Source organism: Chryseobacterium sp. UYP7, assembly GCF_056279225.1.
This window is the reverse complement of record NZ_JBWBQW010000002.1, coordinates 128,336-150,357: the sequence shown is the minus strand read 5'-3', so window position 1 is coordinate 150,357 and position 22,022 is coordinate 128,336. Positions and strand designations below refer to the sequence as shown.

General features: G+C 37.0%; 21 protein-coding genes and 1 pseudogene. 9 read left to right on the top strand and 13 right to left on the bottom strand.

Annotated elements, in window-relative coordinates:
- Window positions 1-6: 6 nt before the first annotated feature.
- The 9 genes and pseudogenes from ACZ9HT_RS04895 to ACZ9HT_RS04855 all read right to left on the bottom strand — a co-directional run bounded on the left by ACZ9HT_RS04895 (window position 7) and on the right by ACZ9HT_RS04855 (window position 9,451).
- Window positions 7-1,167, bottom strand: coding sequence for an iron-containing alcohol dehydrogenase (locus ACZ9HT_RS04895; protein ID WP_476039340.1), 1,161 nt, complete (start codon window positions 1,165-1,167; stop codon window positions 7-9).
- A gap of 26 nt (window positions 1,168-1,193) precedes the next feature.
- Window positions 1,194-2,327: an NADH-dependent flavin oxidoreductase gene (locus ACZ9HT_RS04890; protein WP_476039339.1), complete on the bottom strand. Its 1,134-nt coding sequence runs from the start codon at window positions 2,325-2,327 to the stop codon at window positions 1,194-1,196.
- Between the two features lie 27 nt (window positions 2,328-2,354).
- Window positions 2,355-3,350, bottom strand: coding sequence for an NADP-dependent oxidoreductase (locus ACZ9HT_RS04885; protein ID WP_476039338.1), 996 nt, complete (start codon window positions 3,348-3,350; stop codon window positions 2,355-2,357).
- Window positions 3,351-3,361: 11 nt separating this feature from the next.
- Window positions 3,362-3,457: pseudogene (locus ACZ9HT_RS04880) on the bottom strand (organic hydroperoxide resistance protein); the annotation flags it as partial.
- 183 nt (window positions 3,458-3,640) lie between these two features.
- On the bottom strand, window positions 3,641-4,219 hold the full coding sequence (locus tag ACZ9HT_RS04875) for a TetR/AcrR family transcriptional regulator (RefSeq protein WP_476039337.1): 579 nt from the start codon (window positions 4,217-4,219) through the stop codon (window positions 3,641-3,643).
- Window positions 4,212-4,616 carry a DoxX family protein gene (locus tag ACZ9HT_RS04870; protein WP_476039336.1) on the bottom strand — a complete coding sequence of 135 codons (405 nt, stop codon included), beginning with the start codon at window positions 4,614-4,616 and terminating at the stop codon, window positions 4,212-4,214. Before ACZ9HT_RS04870 ends, ACZ9HT_RS04875 begins: the two co-directional genes overlap by 8 nt.
- Window positions 4,617-5,226: 610 nt before the next feature.
- On the bottom strand, window positions 5,227-7,518 hold the full coding sequence (locus ACZ9HT_RS04865; protein WP_476039335.1) for a xanthine dehydrogenase family protein molybdopterin-binding subunit: 2,292 nt from the start codon (window positions 7,516-7,518) through the stop codon (window positions 5,227-5,229).
- A gap of 119 nt (window positions 7,519-7,637) precedes the next feature.
- Window positions 7,638-8,630, bottom strand: a complete 993-nt coding sequence (locus ACZ9HT_RS04860) for an FAD binding domain-containing protein (protein WP_476039334.1) — start codon at window positions 8,628-8,630, stop codon at window positions 7,638-7,640.
- A complete protein-coding gene (locus ACZ9HT_RS04855) occupies window positions 8,627-9,451 on the bottom strand; it encodes a 2Fe-2S iron-sulfur cluster-binding protein (RefSeq protein WP_476039333.1) in 825 nt (274 codons plus the stop codon). The genes ACZ9HT_RS04860 and ACZ9HT_RS04855 overlap by 4 nt, the downstream gene beginning before the upstream one ends.
- Before the next feature lie 255 nt (window positions 9,452-9,706).
- On the opposite strand from ACZ9HT_RS04855, the gene ACZ9HT_RS04850 reads away from it, so the two are divergent.
- From ACZ9HT_RS04850 to moaA, 9 genes are read left to right on the top strand one after another with little or no spacing between them, the layout of a single operon-like run.
- Window positions 9,707-10,729: an XdhC family protein gene (locus tag ACZ9HT_RS04850; protein WP_476039332.1), complete on the top strand. Its 1,023-nt coding sequence runs from the start codon at window positions 9,707-9,709 to the stop codon at window positions 10,727-10,729.
- Window positions 10,726-11,301 carry a nucleotidyltransferase family protein gene (locus ACZ9HT_RS04845; protein ID WP_476039331.1) on the top strand — a complete coding sequence of 192 codons (576 nt, stop codon included), beginning with the start codon at window positions 10,726-10,728 and terminating at the stop codon, window positions 11,299-11,301. The genes ACZ9HT_RS04850 and ACZ9HT_RS04845 overlap by 4 nt, the downstream gene beginning before the upstream one ends.
- A complete protein-coding gene (locus ACZ9HT_RS04840) occupies window positions 11,298-12,470 on the top strand; it encodes a molybdopterin molybdotransferase MoeA (protein WP_476039330.1) in 1,173 nt (390 codons plus the stop codon). Before ACZ9HT_RS04845 ends, ACZ9HT_RS04840 begins: the two co-directional genes overlap by 4 nt.
- A gap of 4 nt (window positions 12,471-12,474) precedes the next feature.
- Window positions 12,475-13,224, top strand: a complete 750-nt coding sequence (locus ACZ9HT_RS04835) for a sulfite exporter TauE/SafE family protein (protein WP_476039329.1) — start codon at window positions 12,475-12,477, stop codon at window positions 13,222-13,224.
- 6 nt (window positions 13,225-13,230) lie between these two features.
- Window positions 13,231-13,461, top strand: coding sequence for a MoaD/ThiS family protein (locus ACZ9HT_RS04830; protein WP_476039328.1), 231 nt, complete (start codon window positions 13,231-13,233; stop codon window positions 13,459-13,461).
- Between the two features lie 6 nt (window positions 13,462-13,467).
- On the top strand, window positions 13,468-14,526 hold the full coding sequence (locus ACZ9HT_RS04825; RefSeq protein ID WP_476039327.1) for a ThiF family adenylyltransferase: 1,059 nt from the start codon (window positions 13,468-13,470) through the stop codon (window positions 14,524-14,526).
- On the top strand, window positions 14,489-14,929 hold the full coding sequence (locus ACZ9HT_RS04820; protein WP_476039326.1) for a molybdenum cofactor biosynthesis protein MoaE: 441 nt from the start codon (window positions 14,489-14,491) through the stop codon (window positions 14,927-14,929). The genes ACZ9HT_RS04825 and ACZ9HT_RS04820 overlap by 38 nt, the downstream gene beginning before the upstream one ends.
- The gene (moaCB, locus tag ACZ9HT_RS04815; protein WP_476039325.1) at window positions 14,930-15,835 is read left to right on the top strand and encodes a bifunctional molybdenum cofactor biosynthesis protein MoaC/MoaB; all 906 of its coding nucleotides are present in this window, start codon (window positions 14,930-14,932) and stop codon (window positions 15,833-15,835) included.
- Entirely contained in the window at window positions 15,836-16,840 is a 1,005-nt protein-coding gene (gene moaA, locus ACZ9HT_RS04810) for a GTP 3',8-cyclase MoaA (protein ID WP_476039324.1), read from the top strand.
- An 84-nt stretch (window positions 16,841-16,924) separates the two neighbouring features.
- Here moaA and ACZ9HT_RS04805 read toward each other — a convergent pair whose 3' ends face one another.
- The 4 genes from ACZ9HT_RS04805 to ACZ9HT_RS04790 form a co-directional block, all read right to left on the bottom strand.
- The gene (locus ACZ9HT_RS04805) at window positions 16,925-19,162 is read right to left on the bottom strand and encodes a xanthine dehydrogenase family protein molybdopterin-binding subunit (protein ID WP_476039323.1); all 2,238 of its coding nucleotides are present in this window, start codon (window positions 19,160-19,162) and stop codon (window positions 16,925-16,927) included.
- A 5-nt stretch (window positions 19,163-19,167) separates the two neighbouring features.
- Complete coding sequence (locus ACZ9HT_RS04800; protein WP_476039322.1) at window positions 19,168-20,184, bottom strand: FAD binding domain-containing protein; 1,017 nt, start codon at window positions 20,182-20,184, stop codon at window positions 19,168-19,170.
- On the bottom strand, window positions 20,177-20,698 hold the full coding sequence (locus ACZ9HT_RS04795; protein ID WP_476039321.1) for a (2Fe-2S)-binding protein: 522 nt from the start codon (window positions 20,696-20,698) through the stop codon (window positions 20,177-20,179). Before ACZ9HT_RS04795 ends, ACZ9HT_RS04800 begins: the two co-directional genes overlap by 8 nt.
- A gap of 722 nt (window positions 20,699-21,420) precedes the next feature.
- Complete coding sequence (locus ACZ9HT_RS04790) at window positions 21,421-21,939, bottom strand: YceI family protein (RefSeq protein WP_476039866.1); 519 nt, start codon at window positions 21,937-21,939, stop codon at window positions 21,421-21,423.
- Window positions 21,940-22,022 lie beyond the last annotated feature (83 nt).

Here is a 22,022-nt window from a genome sequence, read left to right as displayed (position 1 = left end):
ATAATGTTAATAACTCATTTCTATTATTTTTTCCGCATCAGAAGGGCTAAGAGTTTTGTGTTCTCCAAGTCCGGTCCAGCCACGATCTGTAAAACGTTTTGAGACAATGCTTCCCGTCTCCGAATAGTTATCCGTGTATTCTGAAAGCTTCGTTTTGATTCCTAATGAGTGAAAAAATTCTTCAGTTTTTTCAATTCCTGCTTTGGCTTTTTCCTCCACTGTTCCATCGACAATGTTCCAGATACGTTCTGCATATTGTGCGAGCTTTTCTTTTTTAGAGTCAAAGTTATAACGGTAGTGGCTTGGAGCCACAATAGCCAATGTTCTTGCATGATCGATGCCATACAGTGCCGTTAATTCGTGTCCCATCATATGTACAGCCCAGTCGCCGGGAACGCCTTGTTGGATCAGTCCGTTCAGCGCCATCGTACAGCTCCACATAAAGTTTGATGCAGCAGAATAATCTGATGGGTCTTTTAAAATGGCTGGTGCCACTTCAACCAAGGTTTGTAAAATACTTTCTGCAAAGCGATCTTGCAACAATGCACCCGTAGGATAGGTCATATATTGCTCCAGAACGTGTGTATAAGCATCTGTGATCCCATTGGCCAACTGGCGTTGGGGAATAGATTGAACGACTTCGGGATCAAGGATCGAGAACAATGGGAAAAGACCTGGTCCGCCCATGGCCAATTTCTCCTTAGTTTCTTTTCTAGTGATAACCGCTCCAGAATTCATTTCAGAACCTGTAGCCGGTAAGGTTAAGACAGTTCCAAAGGGCATTCCCTCGGTAGTAGGTTTATTCTCGGTTAATAAATTCCAAGGACTATCGCCTTTGTAAAGTGCTGCGGCAGATAAAAATTTTGTACCATCGATAACGGATCCTCCACCAACGGCCAATAAGAAATTAATGCCCTCCTCTTTTATAACTTGTAGGGCTTGCATTAAAATACTATATTCTGGATTCGCCGGAATTCCTCCAAATTCCACAACTTCATAAGCTGAAAGTGCTTTTTTTACCTGATCGTAGATTTCGTTTTTTTTGATGCTTCCGCCTCCGTATAGCAACAATATTTTTGCGTTTTCGGGAATCTCTTTTGATAGATTTTCTATTTGACCTTTGCCAAATAGTATTTTTGTTGGATTTTTAAATTTAAAATTGTTCATGTTACTTTGTTTTAAATATTAGATAATTAGTTTTGGTTATTTTTCAAAGGCAACCAACCTGTTCTTGAAATAAGTGCGCTCCAAAGAGGAGTGGGTATCTTTAATAGATCTTGAGTATTTACATCCAGTTCGGTTCTAATTTGGTCAACTGCATTGTTCTTGACTTTAGTTAACCAATGCGGTTCCATTAAAAGTTCTCTGGCCATGGCTACCAGTGGAATGTTGCCCGCAAGAACTCTTTCTACTTCTTCTGGTGTGTGAAGACTTCCTACACCAATAACAGGAATGATATGACCCACTTTGGCTGCAATTAGTTCGGCCCGAGCTGCCGTATCATTTTTATCCCGCATTGAACCTGCCCAAAAATCCATCACTGAAATGTGTAAATAGTCTAATTGTTTCCGCGAAAGTGCTTCCACCAAATGAAGTGTATCTTCCATTGTGATACCTGGGTTTTCCAGTTCTTCGGGCGAAAGACGGTATCCAACAAGAAATGGATGCGATGAAAGTGCCGCCGCTTTTATTACTGCATCAACTACTGCTAGTGGAAAAGTCATTCTCTTCGTCAAATCTCCACCCCATTTATCTGTTCTACGATTGGAATGAGGTGAGAAAAATTGCTGTAATAAATAAGTGTTCGCTCCATGTATTTCCACCCCATCGAAACCAGCTTCTATTGCTCTGCGTGTAGCTTCTCCAAAAGCCACAATAGTTTCTTCTATTTCGGTTGTTGTCATTTCTCGTGGAACTTGAGCACCTTCTCTCTCGGCGGCAACAGCACTGGCACTTAACGATTGTCCGTCAACGAGTTCTTCGGGAGGCGACATCCTTCCGCCGTGATATAACTGAAGTACAGCTTTGTTGCCGTTCGCTTTTAAGGCATCAGCTATTCTTTTCAAGCTTGGAATCAATTCATCAGAATCGGCACCTATCTGACCATGAAAACCTTTTCCATGTCTAATTACATAGGCACAGGCGGTAATCAACAGCCCGGCTGATTGATTTCGTTCACGGTAATATGCTACTTCGGCATCTGTAGTAGTTCCATCATCATTACCCGAAAAGGTTGTCATGGGTGCTAATACTATTCTACTCGTTATAGCAATGCCGGAGACAGGAAAAGTAAGAGGAGAGAGTAGGTATTTATAATTTGAGTTCATTTTTTAAATATTTAAATGGGATTGCAGTTATATCTTCACAATCATCTTTCCTTTGTTTTTACCTTCAAAAAGGTCAATAAACGCTTGCGGGATGGCATCAAAACCTTCTACAATAGTTTCTGAATAAGTGAGTTTGTCCTCCTTTAACCATTTTGATAATTGTTGCATTCCTTCAGGGAACTTCTCTGCATAATTTCCAACAATAAAACCTTGCATAAGTGCACTTTTCCTGATCAAAAAATGTTCAACCCTAGGCCCTGTTGGAACAGCGGTTTCATTGTAGGCCGAAATGGCTCCACAAACAATAATTCTCCCCAACCTATTAATGTTGACATGAACACTATCGGATATATCGCCTCCCACATTATCGAAATAAACATCAACTCCATTTGGACAAGCATCTGCAATTGCCTTGGTCATATCCTTAACAGTATTATAGTTGATAGCCTCATCAAACCCAAATTTTGATTTTAGCATCGCTACTTTTTCATCTGTACCTGCGATGCCTACAACACGACAACCTAATATTTTTGCGATTTGACCAACAATACTCCCAACGGCACCAGCTGCGCCAGAGACAACTACGGTTTCTCCTTTTTTAGGTTTTCCTATTTCAGTTAAGCCGAAGTAAGCCGTTAATCCGGTCATTCCCAAAACGCCCAAATAGGCAGATAGCGCGGCTTTGGTCTCATCTACTTTTAATAGATTCTCTCCTTTTGACGTTTGATATTCTTTCCAGTCCAAAGAGCCAGACACAAAATCCCCTTTTTTAAAGGAATCATTTTTAGACTCAATAACTTCTGCTATAATTCCGGAGGAAATTGGTTCATTTAATTTGAAGGGTTGCACATACGACTTGGCATCGCTCATTCGTCCTCTCAAATAAGGATCAACGGAAACGAATTTTGTTTTCAAAAGAATTTCACCATTGGTAATCTCCGGCTTGTCTTCATTTACAAATTTAAAATCCGATTCTTGTGGTTTTCCAATTGGACGACTGTTTAAAAAGATTGCTTTGTTCATTTTCTTAGGTTTTATAATAAATTTAAATTGACTTCTATGTTGCCCCTTGTCGCATTGGAATAAGGACAAACTTGATGCGCTGTTTCAAGTAATTTTTGTGCGGATTCCCGTTCTATTTCAGGGATCTCTATTTTAAGATCAATACCCCATCATCTGATTTGGTACGTCCTTCACGGCCGCCAGTTGCAGTTGCATTAGTTGTATATAATTTTTTCATCATTTTATATTTTTAATTTTTAAATCTTTATATTATTAACGAACGTTCATTCTTTATTTTAGACAAAAAAATATCACAATTTTATGGCATCCCAAGCAGCTCGAAAAGTTTCATCTAGGACTTTTTTGTCCAAAGTGTACAGGTTTCTATCCTGCATAGCCATGAGAAAGGACAAAGGGTATATTGCATAAGCGTAGAGAACAAAGATTGAAAGAGGCTTTATAATACCTTCCTCTTTTCCTTTTTCCCATAAATCAAGTAGGGGTTGCAAATGTTTTAATCCTTCTTTCCTGATCTCTTCGTCTATCATAGGCGTATTATCACATTGCGATAAAAATGAAGCTTCTTTTATTTGATTCAATTTATAGTCCGCAATATTGTACCAAATTGTTTCAAAACCTTTTTTAACAGGCATATCCTCAAGGTAGCCATTAAAAGCAAATTTATTAAAAGAAGCCTTTACCTCAAGGTAAAGGGTATTGATCAGATCCTGTTTGTTTTCAAAATAAAGATAGATGGTGGCCGGTGCCACTCCCGCAAGTTTTGCAATTTTGGACATTGGAGCATCATGAAAACCATGATCATTTACCAACGTTAGAGTAGCGTTCAGCAAAGCATTTTTTTTATCCGATATTTTTTCTTTCTTAATCATTTGGATATTCATTATTTTTTTTAATAGATAATTTGCTATAGACTTTCCATGACAAAGCAATTAGTACCAATTGGGTCGGTAGTCTGATCAAGGCGGCCTTATGACTACCAATCGCTGGAGTTTCGGAAAACACGTCCCAGATGTGGATCGGTAAAAATATGATCATTAAGACCAGAATGCCCAAAGCTCCCCATTTAGCGTATTTTTTATTTAATAACAATGTGAAACCCAAAGCAACTTCAATAATGCCGGAAACATAGATCACCGCCACTGGATACGGTAAAAAGGAAGGGACAAACGGCATATAAAAATCCGGTTTTATAAAATGCTGTACTCCACCATAGATCATGAAGAGCGCAAGAATAATTTTTATAATGTTCCAAAATAACTTTTTCATTTACATCACTTATTTATTTTTACAATGCAAATATACAAAAAAGAATGAACGTTCATTTATATTTTGTTACTTTAACAGTATTTTAAGATTTACGACTGTAATTTCGAAGTAAATTTTCTAAGCAATTAGATTTATTTGAAAATATTAATTACTGTATTCAAAAACGATCTTGTTCAGAAAAAGTCAATATACATGACTGGTGCTGTAGTTCTTGCAAAATAGCTATTAGGCAAATAGGTTGAAAAAGTAAATAAGTGGCCAATAAGAAAAACTCTTAATTCAATCTGAGATATGAAATGTAAGTTAACTGAATTGCGCGATCAAATCGAAGACCACTAAAGCATGATAAGTACGGTATTATTTCTAAATAAATCAGCTATTTTGAAGTTTATTTTTTTTTACTTCGATGTGAGGGACGATGCTTTAACAAAATGATCATTAGAAGAAAATCTAATTTTTATCAATTTTAAAATTAAATTGCCGTGATAAAAAGTTTTTAAAGAAAATAATTCCTAACTACGCATACCGTATTTCCATAGTTCAACCCATCAAAATTTTAATACAGATCTTGAGATTTAATTCTGATAATAATTAAAAATATTTATGGAATTTAAACCAGCTTATCAGGCGTAAAAGGTAGATCACGTAATCTTCTTCCCGTCGCATTAAAAATAGCATTTCCTATTGCTGCAGAAACTCCTGTGATACCGATCTCGCCAATTCCACGGGCGCCGATCGGCGAAATGTGCGGATCTTTTTTGCCTATAAAATAAACATCAATCGGCGGCACATCTAAATTTACCGGAACGTGATAATCTGCCAGCGTGCGTGTAACCGGATTGCCATACCGTTCATCGTAGAGCGTTTCCTCCATTAACGCTGATCCGAAACCATATATAACGCCACCGATGATCTGAGAACGCGCTGTTTTTTCATTCATTATTGTTCCTGCATCCTGAACACTTACAAATCTTTTCACCCGCACTGTTCCAAAATCTTCATCTACCCATACTTCCGCGAACTGTGCGCCGAAAGAATGAAATGAATAAGTATTATCATCGGAATTTTCATCTGTATCAATTTCTGCTAAACTACAGACCGCTTTTTGCGAACCCAATCCACTTCCCGAAGCAGGCATGGCTGTAACACAACCTTCCATAACCGTTTTTTTATTACGTTGCAAAATGGCAATATAACTATCTCTTATTGCTTCGTCACTTTTCAAAGAGAAAGCACCATTTGAAAAGTTTATTTCCTCATTTGATTTTCCGTACAAGGGAGATTTATTATCTGCTCTTGCTAATAACAATAAATCGTTTCTTAATTTTTCTGCCGCTTCATAAACGGCGGGATTTACACTGGCGGTAGTTGTAGAACCCCCAGAAACTGGAGCTGGAGGTAAACTTGAATCTCCTAATTTTACTGTAATATTTTCTACTTTTACGCCAAGAGCATCAGCTGCTGTTTGTGCCATAATGGTGTAAGTGCCGGTACCAATATCTTGTGTGGCACACATTACAATGACAGAGCCATCACTTTTTAACTGAACTTTTGCGGAAGCTGCACTTCTAATTGCCGGATATGTAGCTGTTGCCATTCCATAACCCACTAATTGATTTCCGATCCGTGTTTGTCCGGGTATCATATTTCTCTTGTTCCAACCGAATTTTTCTGCACCCATTTTATAGCAATCCAGTAAATATTCACTGGAAAAAGGATGTTTTTTCATAGGATCAACTGCCGTATGATTAATTTTACGCAGTTCGATCGGATCCATTTTTAATTCATGTGCCAATTCATCCATTGCCGTTTCTAATGCAAAACAACCAGGTGTTTCTCCGGGAGCACGCATAAATGTGGGTGTCCCAATATTGACGTTCGCAACCTTGTACGTGATCTCGCGCATAGGCGAAGCATACAAAACAGCGGATTGTTTTCCACTGGGCTCGAAGAAAGCGGAGAGGTTTGCATAAGTTCCATTTTCATGACGTATGGCCTGTAATTTCCCATCTTTTGAACTTGCCAAAGCCACTTTTTGTTGGGTTTCACTTCGTCTTCCCACATTGGTCTGCATCATCTGACGCGTAATGACCAATTTTACAGGTCTTTTTATGCTTTTAGCCGCCATAGTTGCCATAAGTCCGTGTCCCCATTCTGAACCTTTGCACCCAAATCCTCCACCAACGAAGGGATTAATGATCTGCACGTTTTCCGGCTTCAATTTAAAAAAATAGGCAACCGTCGCACGCATGCCCATAACGCCTTGCGTTGCATTGTATAAAGTTACTTTATCATCACCTTTCCAAACCGCGACCGTAGCGTGAGGTTCCATCGGATGGTGATTTTCTGTAGCTGTAGTATAGGTATGGTCCACTTTTACCGGCGCGGCATCAATGATAGCCTGTGCTTGTCCTGGATTAATTTGCGCTGGCTGTCCATTTGCTTTTTCCGGTCTAAAGCCATCCGGTAATGCTTTTTCTAAATTAATGACCGGTTTTTCTTTTTTATAAGAAACCTTCACCATCGCGGCGGCGGCAATGGCTTCTTCGTAAGTTTCGGCAATTATCAATGCAATATACTGTCCCCAGTAATGGATCAAATTATCTTGCATTGGCGATATATTTTCGCCCATACTTGCACCGCTTTTATTCTTTTCTTCACCGCTTGCCGCAGCTAATTTAGGCGCATTCTCGTAAGTTAATATTTTAATAACTCCGGGGGCTTTTTTTGCCTCAGCGGTATCAATATTTGATATAGAACCATTAGCGATGGTAGAACGAACGGGAAAAGCGTAAGCCATATTTTTTTGATTGAATTCCGCCGCATATTTTGCCGTTCCACTTACTTTTAGTGGTCCGTCAATTCTGTCTAGAGGTTTTCCAATTACGGATTCTTTTTTCATGATTGACTTATTTATTTGATCTGATGCATTTTTTCTGAAATTAATTTTAATTAATTAAGAAAATTCAAAAATGATTTTAATTAAAAGAAGAATGAATACTTAATGAAATTTAGTTAAAACTAAACTTTTCCACCTGCCATTGCCTGTGATAAGGCTCTCACGATGGCTTTTTTACCCATTTCAATTTTAAACTTATTATATTCAAAGGCTTTTGCTGATCTCATTTCAGCTTCGGCGGCTTCTTTAAAGTTAGCCATATTGGCCGTTTTTCCTTTTAAAAATTTCTCAGCGGTCAAAGCACGCCACGGTTTGTGTGCAACACCGCCCATGGCTAAACGAACATCCTTAACTGTATTTCCGTCAAGTTCAAGCGCCGCAGCTACAGAAATTAATGCAAATGCATAACTGGAACGGTCTCTGATTTTTAAATAACAAGAATTATCTACAAAATTATTTTTAGGGATTTCGATGGACGTTATTAATTCTCCATGATTTAGATTATTGTCCTTTTGAGGATCATCTCCCGGTAAACGGTGGTATTCTGAAAATGGCAAACTTCGCATTTCGCCATTTAATCCCTGAATTTTTACAACTGCATTAAGCGCCACCAATGGAATACACATATCGGAAGGATTGACCGCGATACAACTTTTCGACCAGCCAAATACAGCATGCATTCTATTCACACCTTCGAGAGCGCCACACCCAGATCCTGGTTCTCTTTTATTGCAAGGCATCGAAGTTTCATAAAAGTAGGAACATCGTGTTCGCTGATTTAAATTTCCACCATTGGTCGCCATATTTCGGATCTGTGCAGAAGCACCGGCCAATATCGCCTGTGTAAGCATCGGGAAATTATTTCTGATCAATGGATGATTCGCCGTCGCGGTATTTTTACCGAGTCCTCCGATCGAAATGACATTTCCGTTTTCAGTAACATCAGATAAAGACAAACGCGTGATATCTACCAGTTCGTCCGGTTGCTCTACATCTTCCTTCATTAAATCTAAAAGATTGGTGCCTCCTGCTAAATACTGGGCTTTAAGGTTTGTTGAGACTGATTTAATGGCATCTTGCGGTCCTGCTGCCCGGGAATATTTAAAGGCTCTCATATTGTAACTTCTTCTTTTAAATTTTCTTCACTATTTAAGGACACATTTTGTCTGTCATCTAAAAATTGCCAAAACTGTTCAACTTCTTTACCACCATAAACTTCGCGTATCGCAGCTATAATATTTGGATAGGCGCCGCACCGGCAAATATTTCCAGACATTCTTTCTCTGATCTCGTCATCAGAAATTTCAGGTTTCATGTTTTTTACATCAGGCGTTACAAAACTAACATCACCTCTTTTAATTTCATCTAACAAAGCGACAGACGAACAGATCTGTCCCGGCGTGCAATACCCGCACTGGAAACCATCGTGTTTCACGAATGCCGATTGGATCGGATGAAGAACATCATTTTTTGCAAAACCTTCTACTGTGGTTACTAAACTTCCTTCAAGAGTTGCCGCCAAAGTTAAACACGACAAAACACGGTGATCATCTACAATCACTGTACATGCGCCACATTGCCCATGATCACAGCCTTTCTTGGAACCTGTCAACTGCAAACGCTCGCGCAACGCATCAAGCAAAGTCATTCTGGAATCAATAGTTAACGATTTATTTATACCGTTTACAGAAAAATTAACTTTTAAAGGATTTTCCAGTGAAGTTGGTTCTATTTCAGCAAAGCCCTTCGATATTGCCTGAGCGCCACCGACCATCTGAAGCGCCATCAATCCGGCACCGGCAGCCATCATCACTTTTATAAAATGCCTGCGACTTTCCCCCAAAGGAGTAATTTCCGAAGCATCTTCTGCTAATATTTCTTCCAGTAATTTTTGTTCAGCCTGCGTGAGACCAGATGGGTTTATATCTTTCTTCATAAGGAAAACTTAAAATTGAATAGAAATAAGGACTCTTATTTCATTGACTAAATTACTAAAAAAAAATAACTGGTAGGATTATTTTATTAATTTTTAAGTTAAAAATGGAAATCGAAAAATTCATTGTTAAAATCTCTTGGTTCCATTTAGAAATTAATTGTTCAAATTAATACAAATTAACTAAATTTGATTTACTTAATCTCTGCGATTACTAATTTTATTAATTTCACTTTCAAAAGTATCCCGCTAAATTTTATGACACACGAATTAAAAAATATTTTTTCTGATGCCCGCACTAATCAGGTTAAAGGATTAAAAAATGTTTTGGCCACAGTGGTATTTTTAAAAGGTTCATCTTATCGGAAACCTGGTGTTCGAATGCTGATCTCAGAAGACGGAAAAATGACGGGTGCCGTAAGTGGAGGTTGTGTAGAAAAGGAAATAAAAAACCGTGCAGAAAGCGTATTTAGAACCGGCGAACCAAAAATAATTACCTATGATGGCCGTTACAGATTAGGTTGCGAAGGTATTTTATATATTTTAATTGAATCTTTTACAATTTCTGATGACCTTAATGTGAAATTTCAAGACGTTTTAAATCGACGAAAAGGTTTTAATATCGACTCGTTTTTTGCGAAGCAAGATGATGAAGTTGGAAACTTTGGAAGCCAGATCACTTTTGATGATAATTCCACTTTTAAATTTAACGATAGTTTTACTTTAGATAATGTAAATAATTTAGATATTTTTACTCAAAATTTAAAACCACCATTTAAATTAATAATCATTGGTGCCGAGCACGACGCTGTAAAACTCTGCACGATGGCCAGTTTTTTGGGTTGGGAGGTCGAAGTTATCACCTCAGTAAAAGACCCAAAACAATTATCAGATTTTCCGGGCGCAAAATATATTTCTGCCCAAACACCTGAGATCGCTGATTTTAATTTAGATGATCAAACTGCAGTTGTTTTAATGACGCACAATTATGCACAGGATCTTAAATATCTTTTAAAATTACAATTTTTAGATCTTCAATACATCGGAATTCTCGGTTCTAAAAAACGCCGGGAATTGATCCTGAATGAATTAATAGAATTTAACCCAGAATTAAATGAAGAGTTTTTAGATAAAATTCACAGTCCGGCCGGTTTAAATATTGGCGCAATAACACCAGAAGAAATTGCACTTTCTATTCTTTCGGAAATTTTAGTGGTTACAAGAAAAACTGACTTGATCGAAATGCAAAATAAAATCGGAAAAATTCATTCTGAAAAATGAGAATTGCACTTATAATTCTCGCTGCGGGAACTTCTTCTCGAATGAAAACTGCGAAACAATTATTACCGGTTGGAGGCAAAATACTTTTAGGCGTGAGTATCGAAAATGCTTTGAGAGCGGATGTTGAAAAAGTTTTTTGCGTTTTAGGTGCAAATGCAGAAAAAATCAGATCCAGTATTAAGAATTATGATGTTACTATAATTGAGAATTTAAATTTTGAAAAAGGACTAAGTTCCAGCATTTATTATGGAATTGAAAATTTACAAGATTTATTTGACGCTGTTTTGATAATGCTCGGAGACCAACCGAATATAACTTCAGATTATTTAAATGCCTTAATTTCTAGTTTTAAAAAAGATCCTGAATCTATTTTTGCTTCAAAATATTTAAATAAAAATGGTGTTCCCGCAATTTTTCCCCGGAAATATTTTCAAGATTTACTTAAATTGCAGGGTGAAAAGGGCGCAGTAGAACTGCTTAATAATAAATTGATCAATGTTAAAGGAATTGAGATGAAAGTTGATCTTACCGATATTGACACGCCTGAAGACTATAAAAATTTAATTCAATGATCTCAGTTTCAGAAGCACTTGCCGAGGTAGAAAATTATTGTAACCCTCTCGAATCGATCAGTAAAGGCATTGTAGATTCTTACAGTTATATTTTAGCTGAAAATGTACTTTCTCCTTTAAATATGCCACCTTTCAAGCAATCGTCAATGGACGGTTATGCTTACATTTTTTCTGATGACAGATCTTACAAAGTCGTTGGGGAAGTGCAAACCGGAAGTTCTAAAAACATCAAATTAAAAAAGGGCGAAGCGATCCGAATTTTTACCGGCGCGCGCATTCCGGATGAAGCAGATACGGTGGTTATGCAGGAGCATGTTTCCAGAATTGCAGATGAAATTATCATTGAAAATCCGCCGTCGAAAGGCAGTAACGTTCGTTTGGAAGGTGAACAAATAAAAACTGGCGACATCGCTTTAGAAAAAGACACTTTTTTAAATGAAGCCGCAGTTGGATTTTTAGCCGGAATTGGCATAAAAAATATTAAGGTTTACAAAAGACCAAAAGTGGGCATTTTAATTACCGGAAATGAAATTAAAGGAAGTGATGAAGTTTTAGAGCAAGGCGAAATTTATGACAGCAATTCTATAACTTTAAGATTAGGTTTGAAACGTCTTGGCATCGAAGAAATTGAAATTTTATTTGCAATAGACACCTTAGAAGAAACTACGAATTCTCTCAAAAAATTATTAAATAATAACGATATTATTTTAATTTCAGGCGGAATTTCTGTGGGAGATTATGATTTTGTTGAAGAAGCTTTAAATGAAAATGGCGCCCAGCAATTATTTTACAAGATCAACCAAAAACCCGGAAAACCACTTTGGTTTGGTAAAAAAGAAGATAAAATGATTTTCGCCTTACCTGGGAATCCGGCTTCGAGTTTAACTTGTTTTTACGTTTACGCCTGGCCACTTTTAAAAGCAAAAATGGGTTTTAAAGAATTTCATTTACCTAAATTAAAAGCGATGGCAAACGACGATATCAAAAATAATTTCGGGAAGACTTTATTTTTGAAAGGAAATGTAGAAAATGATATTGCAACAGAATTTTCCGGACAGGCTTCATCAATGCTGAGAGCTTTTGCCGTTTCAAATGCTTTATTAATGATTCCGGGAGATGTGAAATTAATTAAAAAAGGAGAATCAGTTACCTATTTAAAACTCGATTAAAAAAGTGGATATATTTTTAGAAACGCAATTATTGATATTGTTTCTGGTCATTTTAGCCGTGGTTGCATTTCTCTATGCAAGCGTTGGTCACGGTGGTGCAAGCGGTTATTTAGCGTTAATGGCTCTTTTTTCCTTTCCGATTTTAGTGATGAAGCCCTCCGCATTATTGCTCAACATATTTGTATCGGCTATTTCATTTTGGTTTTTTAAAAAAAACAACCATTTTAAATGGAAATTATTTTATCCGTTTGCAATCACTTCCGTTCCGTTGGCATTTATTGGTGGTTTTTTAAAGATAGATCCCGTGTTATACAAACAGATCTTAGGCGCTTTTCTCGTCCTTGCAATTCTAAGAATGCTGAATATTTTTGGAAAACCTAAAACTGAATTTAAAGAAAATAATCTGTATTTATCATTGTTTATAGGTGGCGCAATCGGATTATTTTCCGGAATGATAGGTATTGGTGGTGGCATTATTTTAAGTCCGGTGATCATACTTCTGGGGTGGGGGAATATGAAACAGGCCGCAGCGGTTTCGGCACTTTTTATTTTTGTAAATTCACTTTCCGGAATTGTGGGTTTTACAATGAACGGCGGCAAAATTCCGGTTGAAACCTGGTATTTAATTCCTGTGGCGTTGATTGGCGGAAGTTTGGGCGCGCTTTATGGCAGCCAAAAATTTAATATGAATACGCTGAAATACGTCTTAGCCGGAGTTCTGACGATTGCAGCCGTAAAATTATTTTTAGTTTAAAAAAATATGAAGATTTTTTACTTCGGCGAAATTGCTGAAAAAACAAATAAAACAGCAGAAGACTTAAAAGACATTTTAAGTGTAAATTCTTTAATCATTTTTCTGAAAGACAACTATCAACTAAATGAACGTGACTATCACATTGCAATAAATCATTCAATTACAGAAACTTCGGTTGATAAAAGCTTACTTGAAACAGACGAAATTGCAGTTCTTTCTGCGTTTGCGGGAGGATAAATAATTATGGAAGACAGCAGATATTTACGACAAATTACTTTACCGCAGATCGGTGAAAAAGGTCAGGAAAAACTGACTAATGCTTCAGTTTTGGTTGTTGGAGCCGGTGGTTTGGGAAATGCAGTTTTACCTTATTTAACGTCTTCCGGAATTGGAAAAATTGGTATTATTGATGGCGATGTCGTTTCTAAAAGCAATCTACACCGCCAAATTCTCTTTTCTGAAAAAGATTTAAATCAATTAAAATCAAAGACCGCAACCGAAAAATTAAGAATTCAGTTTCCCGATATTTCAATTAAAAATTACGATGAATTTTTAAATGCTCAAAATGCCTTAAAAATTTTCAAAGAATTTGACATTATTGTTGATGCAACCGATAATATTAATATTCGGTATTTGATAAATGATGCCTGTGTTTTAACAGGAAAACCTTTTGTTCATGCGTCGGTGTATCGATTTCAGTTTCAAATCGCAACTTTTAATTTTAAAAACAGTGGCACCTACCGATGTCTTTATCCTAATCCGCCAAAAGATTTTCAGAGTTGTGCCGAAGCTGGTGTAATGCCTGTAACGGTAGCAATGGCAGGAATTTATGAGGCGAATGAAGTTTTTAAATATTTTTTAAATATCGGGAAATTATTAACGGACAAAATGCTTTTAGTTGATACTTTAAATAATGAACAGCATTTATTTAAATACGAAAAGAGAGAAAATAATTATATCAGTGAAGAATTTTTTTTAAATGAATATTCCCATAAAATTGAAACAATCTCGTATGAAGAGGCTAAAGAATTAAACGGCACTTTTTTAGATGTTAGAAATGCGGAAGAAGAACCAAAACTTTCATTTGAAAATTACCTTCAAATTCCACTCGTCGATTTAGAGGAAAATTTAGATAAAATTCCAACTGAAAAACCTATTTTTATTTTTTGCCAAAGTGGAAAACGAAGTGAAGCCGCGGCAAAAATATTAAGTCAGAAAAACTTTAATAAAGTTTATTGTTTAAAGGAAAATGCACCAGAAATTAATGATAAAGAAAACAAAGCAGGTCTTTTTGCAGGGTGAAATAACCCCGACATTTATTGCCGAAGCCATCCAGAAACACCAGACAAAAACCGATATTGGCGCCCATAATATTTTTCTAGGACAAGTCCGCGAAGATAGTATTGAAGGAAAAAAAGTCGCAGCACTGGATTTTACGTGCTATCAGGAAATGGCTGATAAAAAATTAGAGATCATCCGGGAAGAAACTTTTGAGAAATTTAATTTAACCTGCATGCACATTTACCACAGTTTAGGTCGTGTGAACGTCGGCGAGATTTGTCTTTTCGTTTTTGTTTCTGCGGCGCACCGACCGGAAGTTTATGAAGCGACCGAATATATTGTGAACCGTGTGAAAACTGAAGTGCCTATCTTTGGCAAAGAGATCTTTGAAGATGAAACCTTTCAATGGAAAAAGAATATTTAAATGGTAGATATTACGCATAAATCAAACACTTTACGCACTGCAACGGCGCAGGCGACGGTAAAAGTAAGTAAGTTGGAGACCATAAAAGCCATTGAAAATAATGAAGTTCCAAAGGGAAATATTTTTGAAATGAGTAAAGCCGCAGGATTATTAGCGGTAAAAAAAACGCCTGAATTATTACCCGATTGTCATCCCATGCCAATTGAATTTACGGGCGTTGCATATGAAATTAATGATCTTGAGATCATTATAAAAGTCACGGTGAAAACCATCTACAAAACCGGTGTAGAAGTTGAAGCTATGCATGGCGCAAGCGTTGTGGCGCTAAATATTTATGACATGCTAAAGCCGATCGACAAAGGTATTGAAATAAGTACCATTAAACTTTTAGAGAAAACCGGCGGAAAGAGTTCTTTCCCCATTGCTGATATTTCAAACTTAAAAGTAGGAATTTTAGTCTGCTCAGACAGTTTATCTGAGGGAGAAGGGATTGAAAGATCCGGCAAAGTGATCCAGGAAAAAATGCAGAAATTTGGACTGGAAACTTCGAAAATAAATATTATTCCGGATGATCTGGAAAAAATACAAAATACTGTAAATGATCTAGTTCAGATCAATGACATAATTATAATAACTGGTGGAACGGGATTATCACCGAGAGATAATACGCCGGAAGCAGTTCTGCCGCTTTTGGATAAAAGATTATTAGGCGCGGAAGAAACGATCAGAAGATACGGACAGGACAGAATGCCGTTTGCAATGCTTTCCAGAAGTATCGTGGGAACAATTGGTGACACTCTGGTTCTGTCACTTCCCGGTTCCAGTAAAGGTGTTGATGAAAGTTTAGATGCTGTATTTCCCGCACTTTTTCACAGTTTTAAAATCATGAAAGGCGAAAGACATTAAATGAATAAAACGACTGAAATATTAACCGACACTTTTGGACGTCAACACAATTATTTGCGGATCTCGCTGATAGAAAAGTGCAATCTGCGCTGCACGTATTGCATGCCGGAACATGGTGTAGAACTGACGCCAAAAGAAAACTTAATGACGGCGGCGGAAGTGGTTTCAATTGCAAAATTATTTGTAAAAAATGGGGTTAATAAAATAAGACTGACCGGTGGTGAGCCACTTTTAAGAAAGGATTTTCCCGAAATTTTAGCTGGATTATCGCAATTGCCTGTTCAAATTTCGATCACCACAAATGCGATCTTAGTTGACCGTCATATTGACAATTTTAAAAAATATAATTTAAAGGATATCAATGTCAGTTTAGACACTTTGAATCTGGAAAAATTTAATACCATTACTAAACGGGATCAGTTTGATAAAGCTTTTCAAAATATTTTATTATTGATAAAAGACGGTTTTAATGTAAAAGTTAATGTGGTCTTGCTAAAAGAATTTAACGAGAATGAAATTATTGATTTTATAAAATTCACAAAATTGCACCCCATTAATATTAGATTTATCGAATTTATGCCTTTTAGTGGCAACAGTTGGGACAAATCTAAACTGGTCAGTTTTAAAGAGATACTTGATAAAGTAGACAACAAGTATTCTTCAGATCAAATTATTCCATTAAAAAATGAACAGAATTTTACCGCCAGAAATTTTAAAATAAAAGACTACGCGGGAAGTTTTGGAATCATTTCTTCCGTAACAAATCCTTTTTGCGATGTTTGTAACCGAATTCGTTTAACAGCAAATGGCAAAATTAAAAACTGTCTATTTTCTACTTCTGAAACCGATCTGCTGTCCGCTTTTAGAAATGAAGAGAATATTGAAAATTTAATTTCTATGGCAGTTAATAAGAAAAAAGCCGTTCGTGCGGGAATGAATAATCTGGAAGATTTTGAAGATATGAGCAATCACAATAATAGAAGCATGATCACGATCGGAGGTTAAGTAAAAACCATTATTATCATTGAAATAAAGAAGCGGCAAATTTTCTACAAATTTTGCCGCTTTAATTTTAAAATGAATGCAGATCTACATTAGATCATCCATGTGGATCGGAAATTTATTTAGTCTTTTTCCGGTCGCATGGTAAATAGCGTTTGCAATGGCTGGAGACATAGAACACAGACCGATCTCACCCACACCTTTAACACCCAGTTCATTGATGATCTCGTCTTTTTCATCTACGAAAATACAGTCCAGATCGTGAATATCTGCGTGAACGGGAATGTGGTATTCACCAAGATTTGTGTTAACATGTCTGCCTGATCTATGGTCTGTTAAAGTTTCTTCCCGCAAAGCTTTGCTAATTCCCCAGATCATTCCGCCCAAAATCTGACTGCGCGCCGTTTTTGGGTTAATTATTCTTCCAGCGGCAACAGCTGTTACAGCACGGGTCACATTTACAATTCCTAATTCTTCATCCACGTCCACCTCCACAAAAGCCGCGCTGTGAGCCATTTTGGTGTAATTTTTTAATTTCAAAAAATTAGGAACATCTGTTTTGGAAGCTGTAATAGATTTTCCCCCATTTGCTGCTATGATTTGTTTTATAGAGATCGTTTTAGAAGACTCATTTTTTAAATAAATAAAACCTTTGCCAAAACCAACCTCATCAAAACCGACAGATTTAAACGGAGAATTTTCTAATTTCTTTGCTATTTTAAATAGTTTTTCCCTTAAAGCCGTACATGCTCCTTTTACGGCTGAACCGATCACGCCTGTGGTATAAGATCCGCCCTGAATTGGGGCGAGCGGCATTTTACTGTCTCCATGATCGAAAGTGACGTCGGAAATTTCTAAGCCTAACTCATCGGCGGCGATCTGCGTCATCACCGTTTTTGTTCCCGTTCCAATATCCGTCACCGCACTTGTTACTGTCAATTTTCCGTTTTTATCAAATTTTGCTTTTGCTTTTGCAGGAAGTGCCATTACTTCCCAAATTCCAGTGCTCATCCCGGTTCCTACCAAACGGTTTCCCCGTCTAGTGGAGCGTGGTACAGGATCACGTTCGGACCATTTAAACTTTTCTGCACCTTGTAAATAACACTGCATTAATTCTTTACTGGAAAAAGGTTTGTCTTTACTCACGTCCCGCTCAGAATAATTCAACTTACGGAATTCCAGTGGGTCGATTTTTAACTGATAAGACAACTCATCCATGGTTGCTTCTATTGCGTGTATTCCGGTACTTCCGCCTGGCGCACGCATATCCATAGGTGAGGAAACATCCAACGGCACAAGTTGATATTCTAATTCAACATTTTTTGCCGGATACAGAACATTCGCCCAGTTCACGACTACTTCTGCATAATCTTCAAATTGGGAAGTTTCTGCAAAAGCGTTGTGCTTGATCGCAGTGACCATTCCATTTTCATCTGCGCCGAAACTTGTATTTTGTATAGTTTGCGGGCGGTGACCAAAAGTGAACATCTGCGCTCTGTCCATCGTTACGCGTACATTTCTCTTTAGTTCCAAAGCAGCCATTACACTCAAAAACATTTGGTATTGCGGTCTTAAACCAGCTCCAAAAGCACCGCCCACAAAGGGGGAAATAACTCTCACATCCTTAAAATGAAGTCCAAATACATTTGCGATATAGATCTGACAATTGCTTGTTCCCTGAGTTTTATCGTAAACCGTCACTTTACTTTTACCTTCATAAACTGTGGTAGTGGCAAAAAGTTCGATGGGATTATGATTTTCAGTTCCGTGCACAAACTCACCGGAATACTTTGCTGCAGCGGTGTCAAATGCTTCCGCAAAATTTCCTTTCGGTTCGGGTGGAAGAGGTTTTAGATAAGTAGCCAACCCTTTTTTCGGGTCGCGTCTCTTTTCCAGATTGGTTGACAGTTCCGTTTCAAAATCTTCTTTTTCGTAAGTTACTTTTAACAAAGAAGCAGCGTATCGTGCGGCTTCAAATGTTTCTGCAACCACTAAACCAATGGGTTGACCATTGTAGACTATTTTTCCGTCATATAAAGGTTTAAATGGTGTTCCCGGCGGCGCATCCATATCAGAATACATCATATCAAACCAGGTAAGATCCGGTCGGTTTTCGTGCGTGAAAATTTTGATAACGCCATCAACTTTTAACGCTTCAGAATCATCTATTGATAAAATTTTTCCTTTGGTAATGGTGCTGTTGACGATATAACTTTGAAGCAGATCAGGAACATTGTACTCTCCCGCGTATTTTGCAGAGCCCGTCACTTTTAGCTCGCCTTCTATTCTATTGATAGGTTTCCCTATTTGTTTTGTTTTTTCCATGAGGTTTATAATGAGGGTTTTGCACCGGGTCTATGGGATTCTGGGTCAAGTGCCATCATGCAGTTTCTTACGATCGCCCGTTTGGCAAGTTCAATTTTAAAATTGTTGTATTCAAAACCTTTAGCACCTTGTAAAATCATCTCTGCAGCAGCTCTAAAATTTTCTTTAGTCGGAACTTTATCAGTTAAAAATTCTTCAGCTTCTTTCACACGCCAGGGTTTTGGGGCAATTCCGCCTAAGGCGATCCGTGCTTTTGTGATTTTTCCTTCCTTTAATTTTAATCCCGTTGCCACACTCACCATTGCAAATGCATAAGAATTACGGTCCCGAAGTTTTAAATAAGAATAATTTTGAGCAAAACCTTCTTCGGGTAATAAAATACCTGTTATTAATTCGTTCTCTCCTAAATTATTATCCAATTCCGGCGTATCTCCCGGCAAACGATGAAAATCCTGAAAATTAATTTCCCGCTTTCCTTTTGGACCTTCTATCTGAACAACTGCCTCCAAAGCCGCCAGAGCAATACACATATCCGAAGGAAAAACAGCGATGCATTTATCACTACAACCAATTACTGCGTGCATCCTGTTAAGACCTTCAATGGCGGGACATCCCGATCCTGGATTTCTTTTATTACAGGGTGATGCAGCATCGTAAAAATAATAACATCTGGTTTTTTGCAATAAATTACCGCCATTTGTTGCACTGTTTCTGATTTGGGCCGATGCGCCTGCCAAAATTGCTTTTGAAAGTAAGGGGTAATTTTTTAAGACCAAAGGATCGTAAGCAGTTTGCGAATTTGTAGCCAGGGCACCTAATAACAATCCTTTATTTTCTTTTTGAATGCTGCTTATTTCTGAAAGACCATTAATGTCAATAAGTGATTTCGGATGTTCTAAATCATAGCGCCAAAGGTCGATCAGGTTGGTTCCACCTGCGATAAATTTGGTGGAATCGTCCATTTTAATTTCTTCGATGGCTTCTTCTATGGTAAAAACTTTTTGATATTTAAAGTTATTCATGGTTTACTGTTTCTTTAAATTCCATTATCGCGTCAATAATATTGGTATTTGCACCGCATCGGCACAGATTTCCACTCATTAATTCTTTCACTTCTTCACGGGTTTCGGCGTGACCTTCTTTAACCATTGCAACGGCACTACAAATTTGTCCCGGCGTGCAATAACCGCATTGAAAGGCATCGTGCTCGATAAATGCTTTTTGCAAAGGATGAAGTTGATTCTCATTGGCAATTCCCTCAATGGTCGTGACCTCCGAACCATTTTTCATCACGGCAAAAGTTAAACAGGACAAAATTCTTACTCCATCTACTATCACAGTACACGCACCACATTGCCCATGATCACAACCTTTTTTTGTTCCGGTCAGATCGCAGTGGTCGCGCAGGGCATCTAAAAGACTAACCCAGGGCAAAACTTTCAATTTTTTTTCCTGTTTATTTATGGTGAGAGAAATCTCCATCCTTTTTATGTCAGGAATGTCTGGTTTGGCTTTTGTTATTTCGTCGTTTTGCATACTTTTTAATTTTTTAAGACAGATGAAGATCGGAGAGAGATGTCATTTTAGTTTAATTATTATAAAGTTAATTAAAAAAAATAAATCTTGCTGTTACAAAATTTGAGGTGGCATTATTTTAAATTACTAATAATGATCTCTGAATTCTTAAACTATTTTAGTTATTAATAACCTGTCCAGACATACGGGAAATGAAATATTAGAAGATCTAAAAATAATTGCGGATCTGCGGTTGCAATAAAAAAAAGTCAATTATTTGTGCCTCATCTCTAGCTAAAAAAACTCTTCCCTCTTTGAATTTATGAGTAATTAGTGTATTTAAATAGCAACGTCCTGTAGTAATATATCTATAGATAAATACTTTCTACCAATTGCTTCTATATCTCTAAGCAATTCGTCTTTATTTCTATCAATATCATCTTTAAATATCAATATCCGACGATCGTCTTGATAGATAGTTAAAAATGCGATTAAATCAGGCTGCTCAACTTAAATTTATGGTGGATAAAGTCAAGTTTGTCCATAAATGGATATGGCACTTTAACTAAAATTTTTATAAAGCTTACAACTATTGCGAGGTCGAATAAAAACATTTATAATCTTCTTGCATTCTCTGTTGTTGTGCTACAAATTAAAAAACCTTGTCCAAATTATTAGTTGAACAAGGTTTTTTCAGTCTATTGTTAAAAAATTTATTTATTGAAGAATCATGAAGTTATACTTTAATTAACTGTTTCTTCAGCTAATTTCGCAACTTGCACGTTTGCAATTAGTTTCACGTTTTCACCTAATCCTAAACCGCCTGTATCAGTCAATTTATTCCAAGTCATTCCAAATTCTATACGATTAAGTACTCCGGTTATTTCAAAGCCATGTATTAAGATACCATGTCCATTATCTTCTGAACCTCCGTACTCTACGTTTGATTCAACTGATCTTGTTATTCCTTTCATCGTTAAATTGCCGATCATTTTGTAATCACTACCGTTTGTGTTTAAAAATGATGTGGACTCAAAAGTGATCTCTGGATAAGAATCTGTTTCAAAAAAATCTCCATTTTTTAAATGCTCATCACGTTGTACTTGATTGGTATCAATACTTTTTACGTCAATTTTAAAATTTACTCTCGCATAATTAAAATCATCTCCTTTTGTAACTATAGTGCCTTCAAATTGTTTGAATGAACGTTTTGCGGCTTTGCGAGGTTGCGAACTTCGTGACCGAGATTTTTCTGATACGATAAAATTTCTTGCGAAAGATAAACTTTAATTTACCACATAACTGAGGTTTTTTATTTTTAAGGGTGGCTTTTTTACTTCAATTA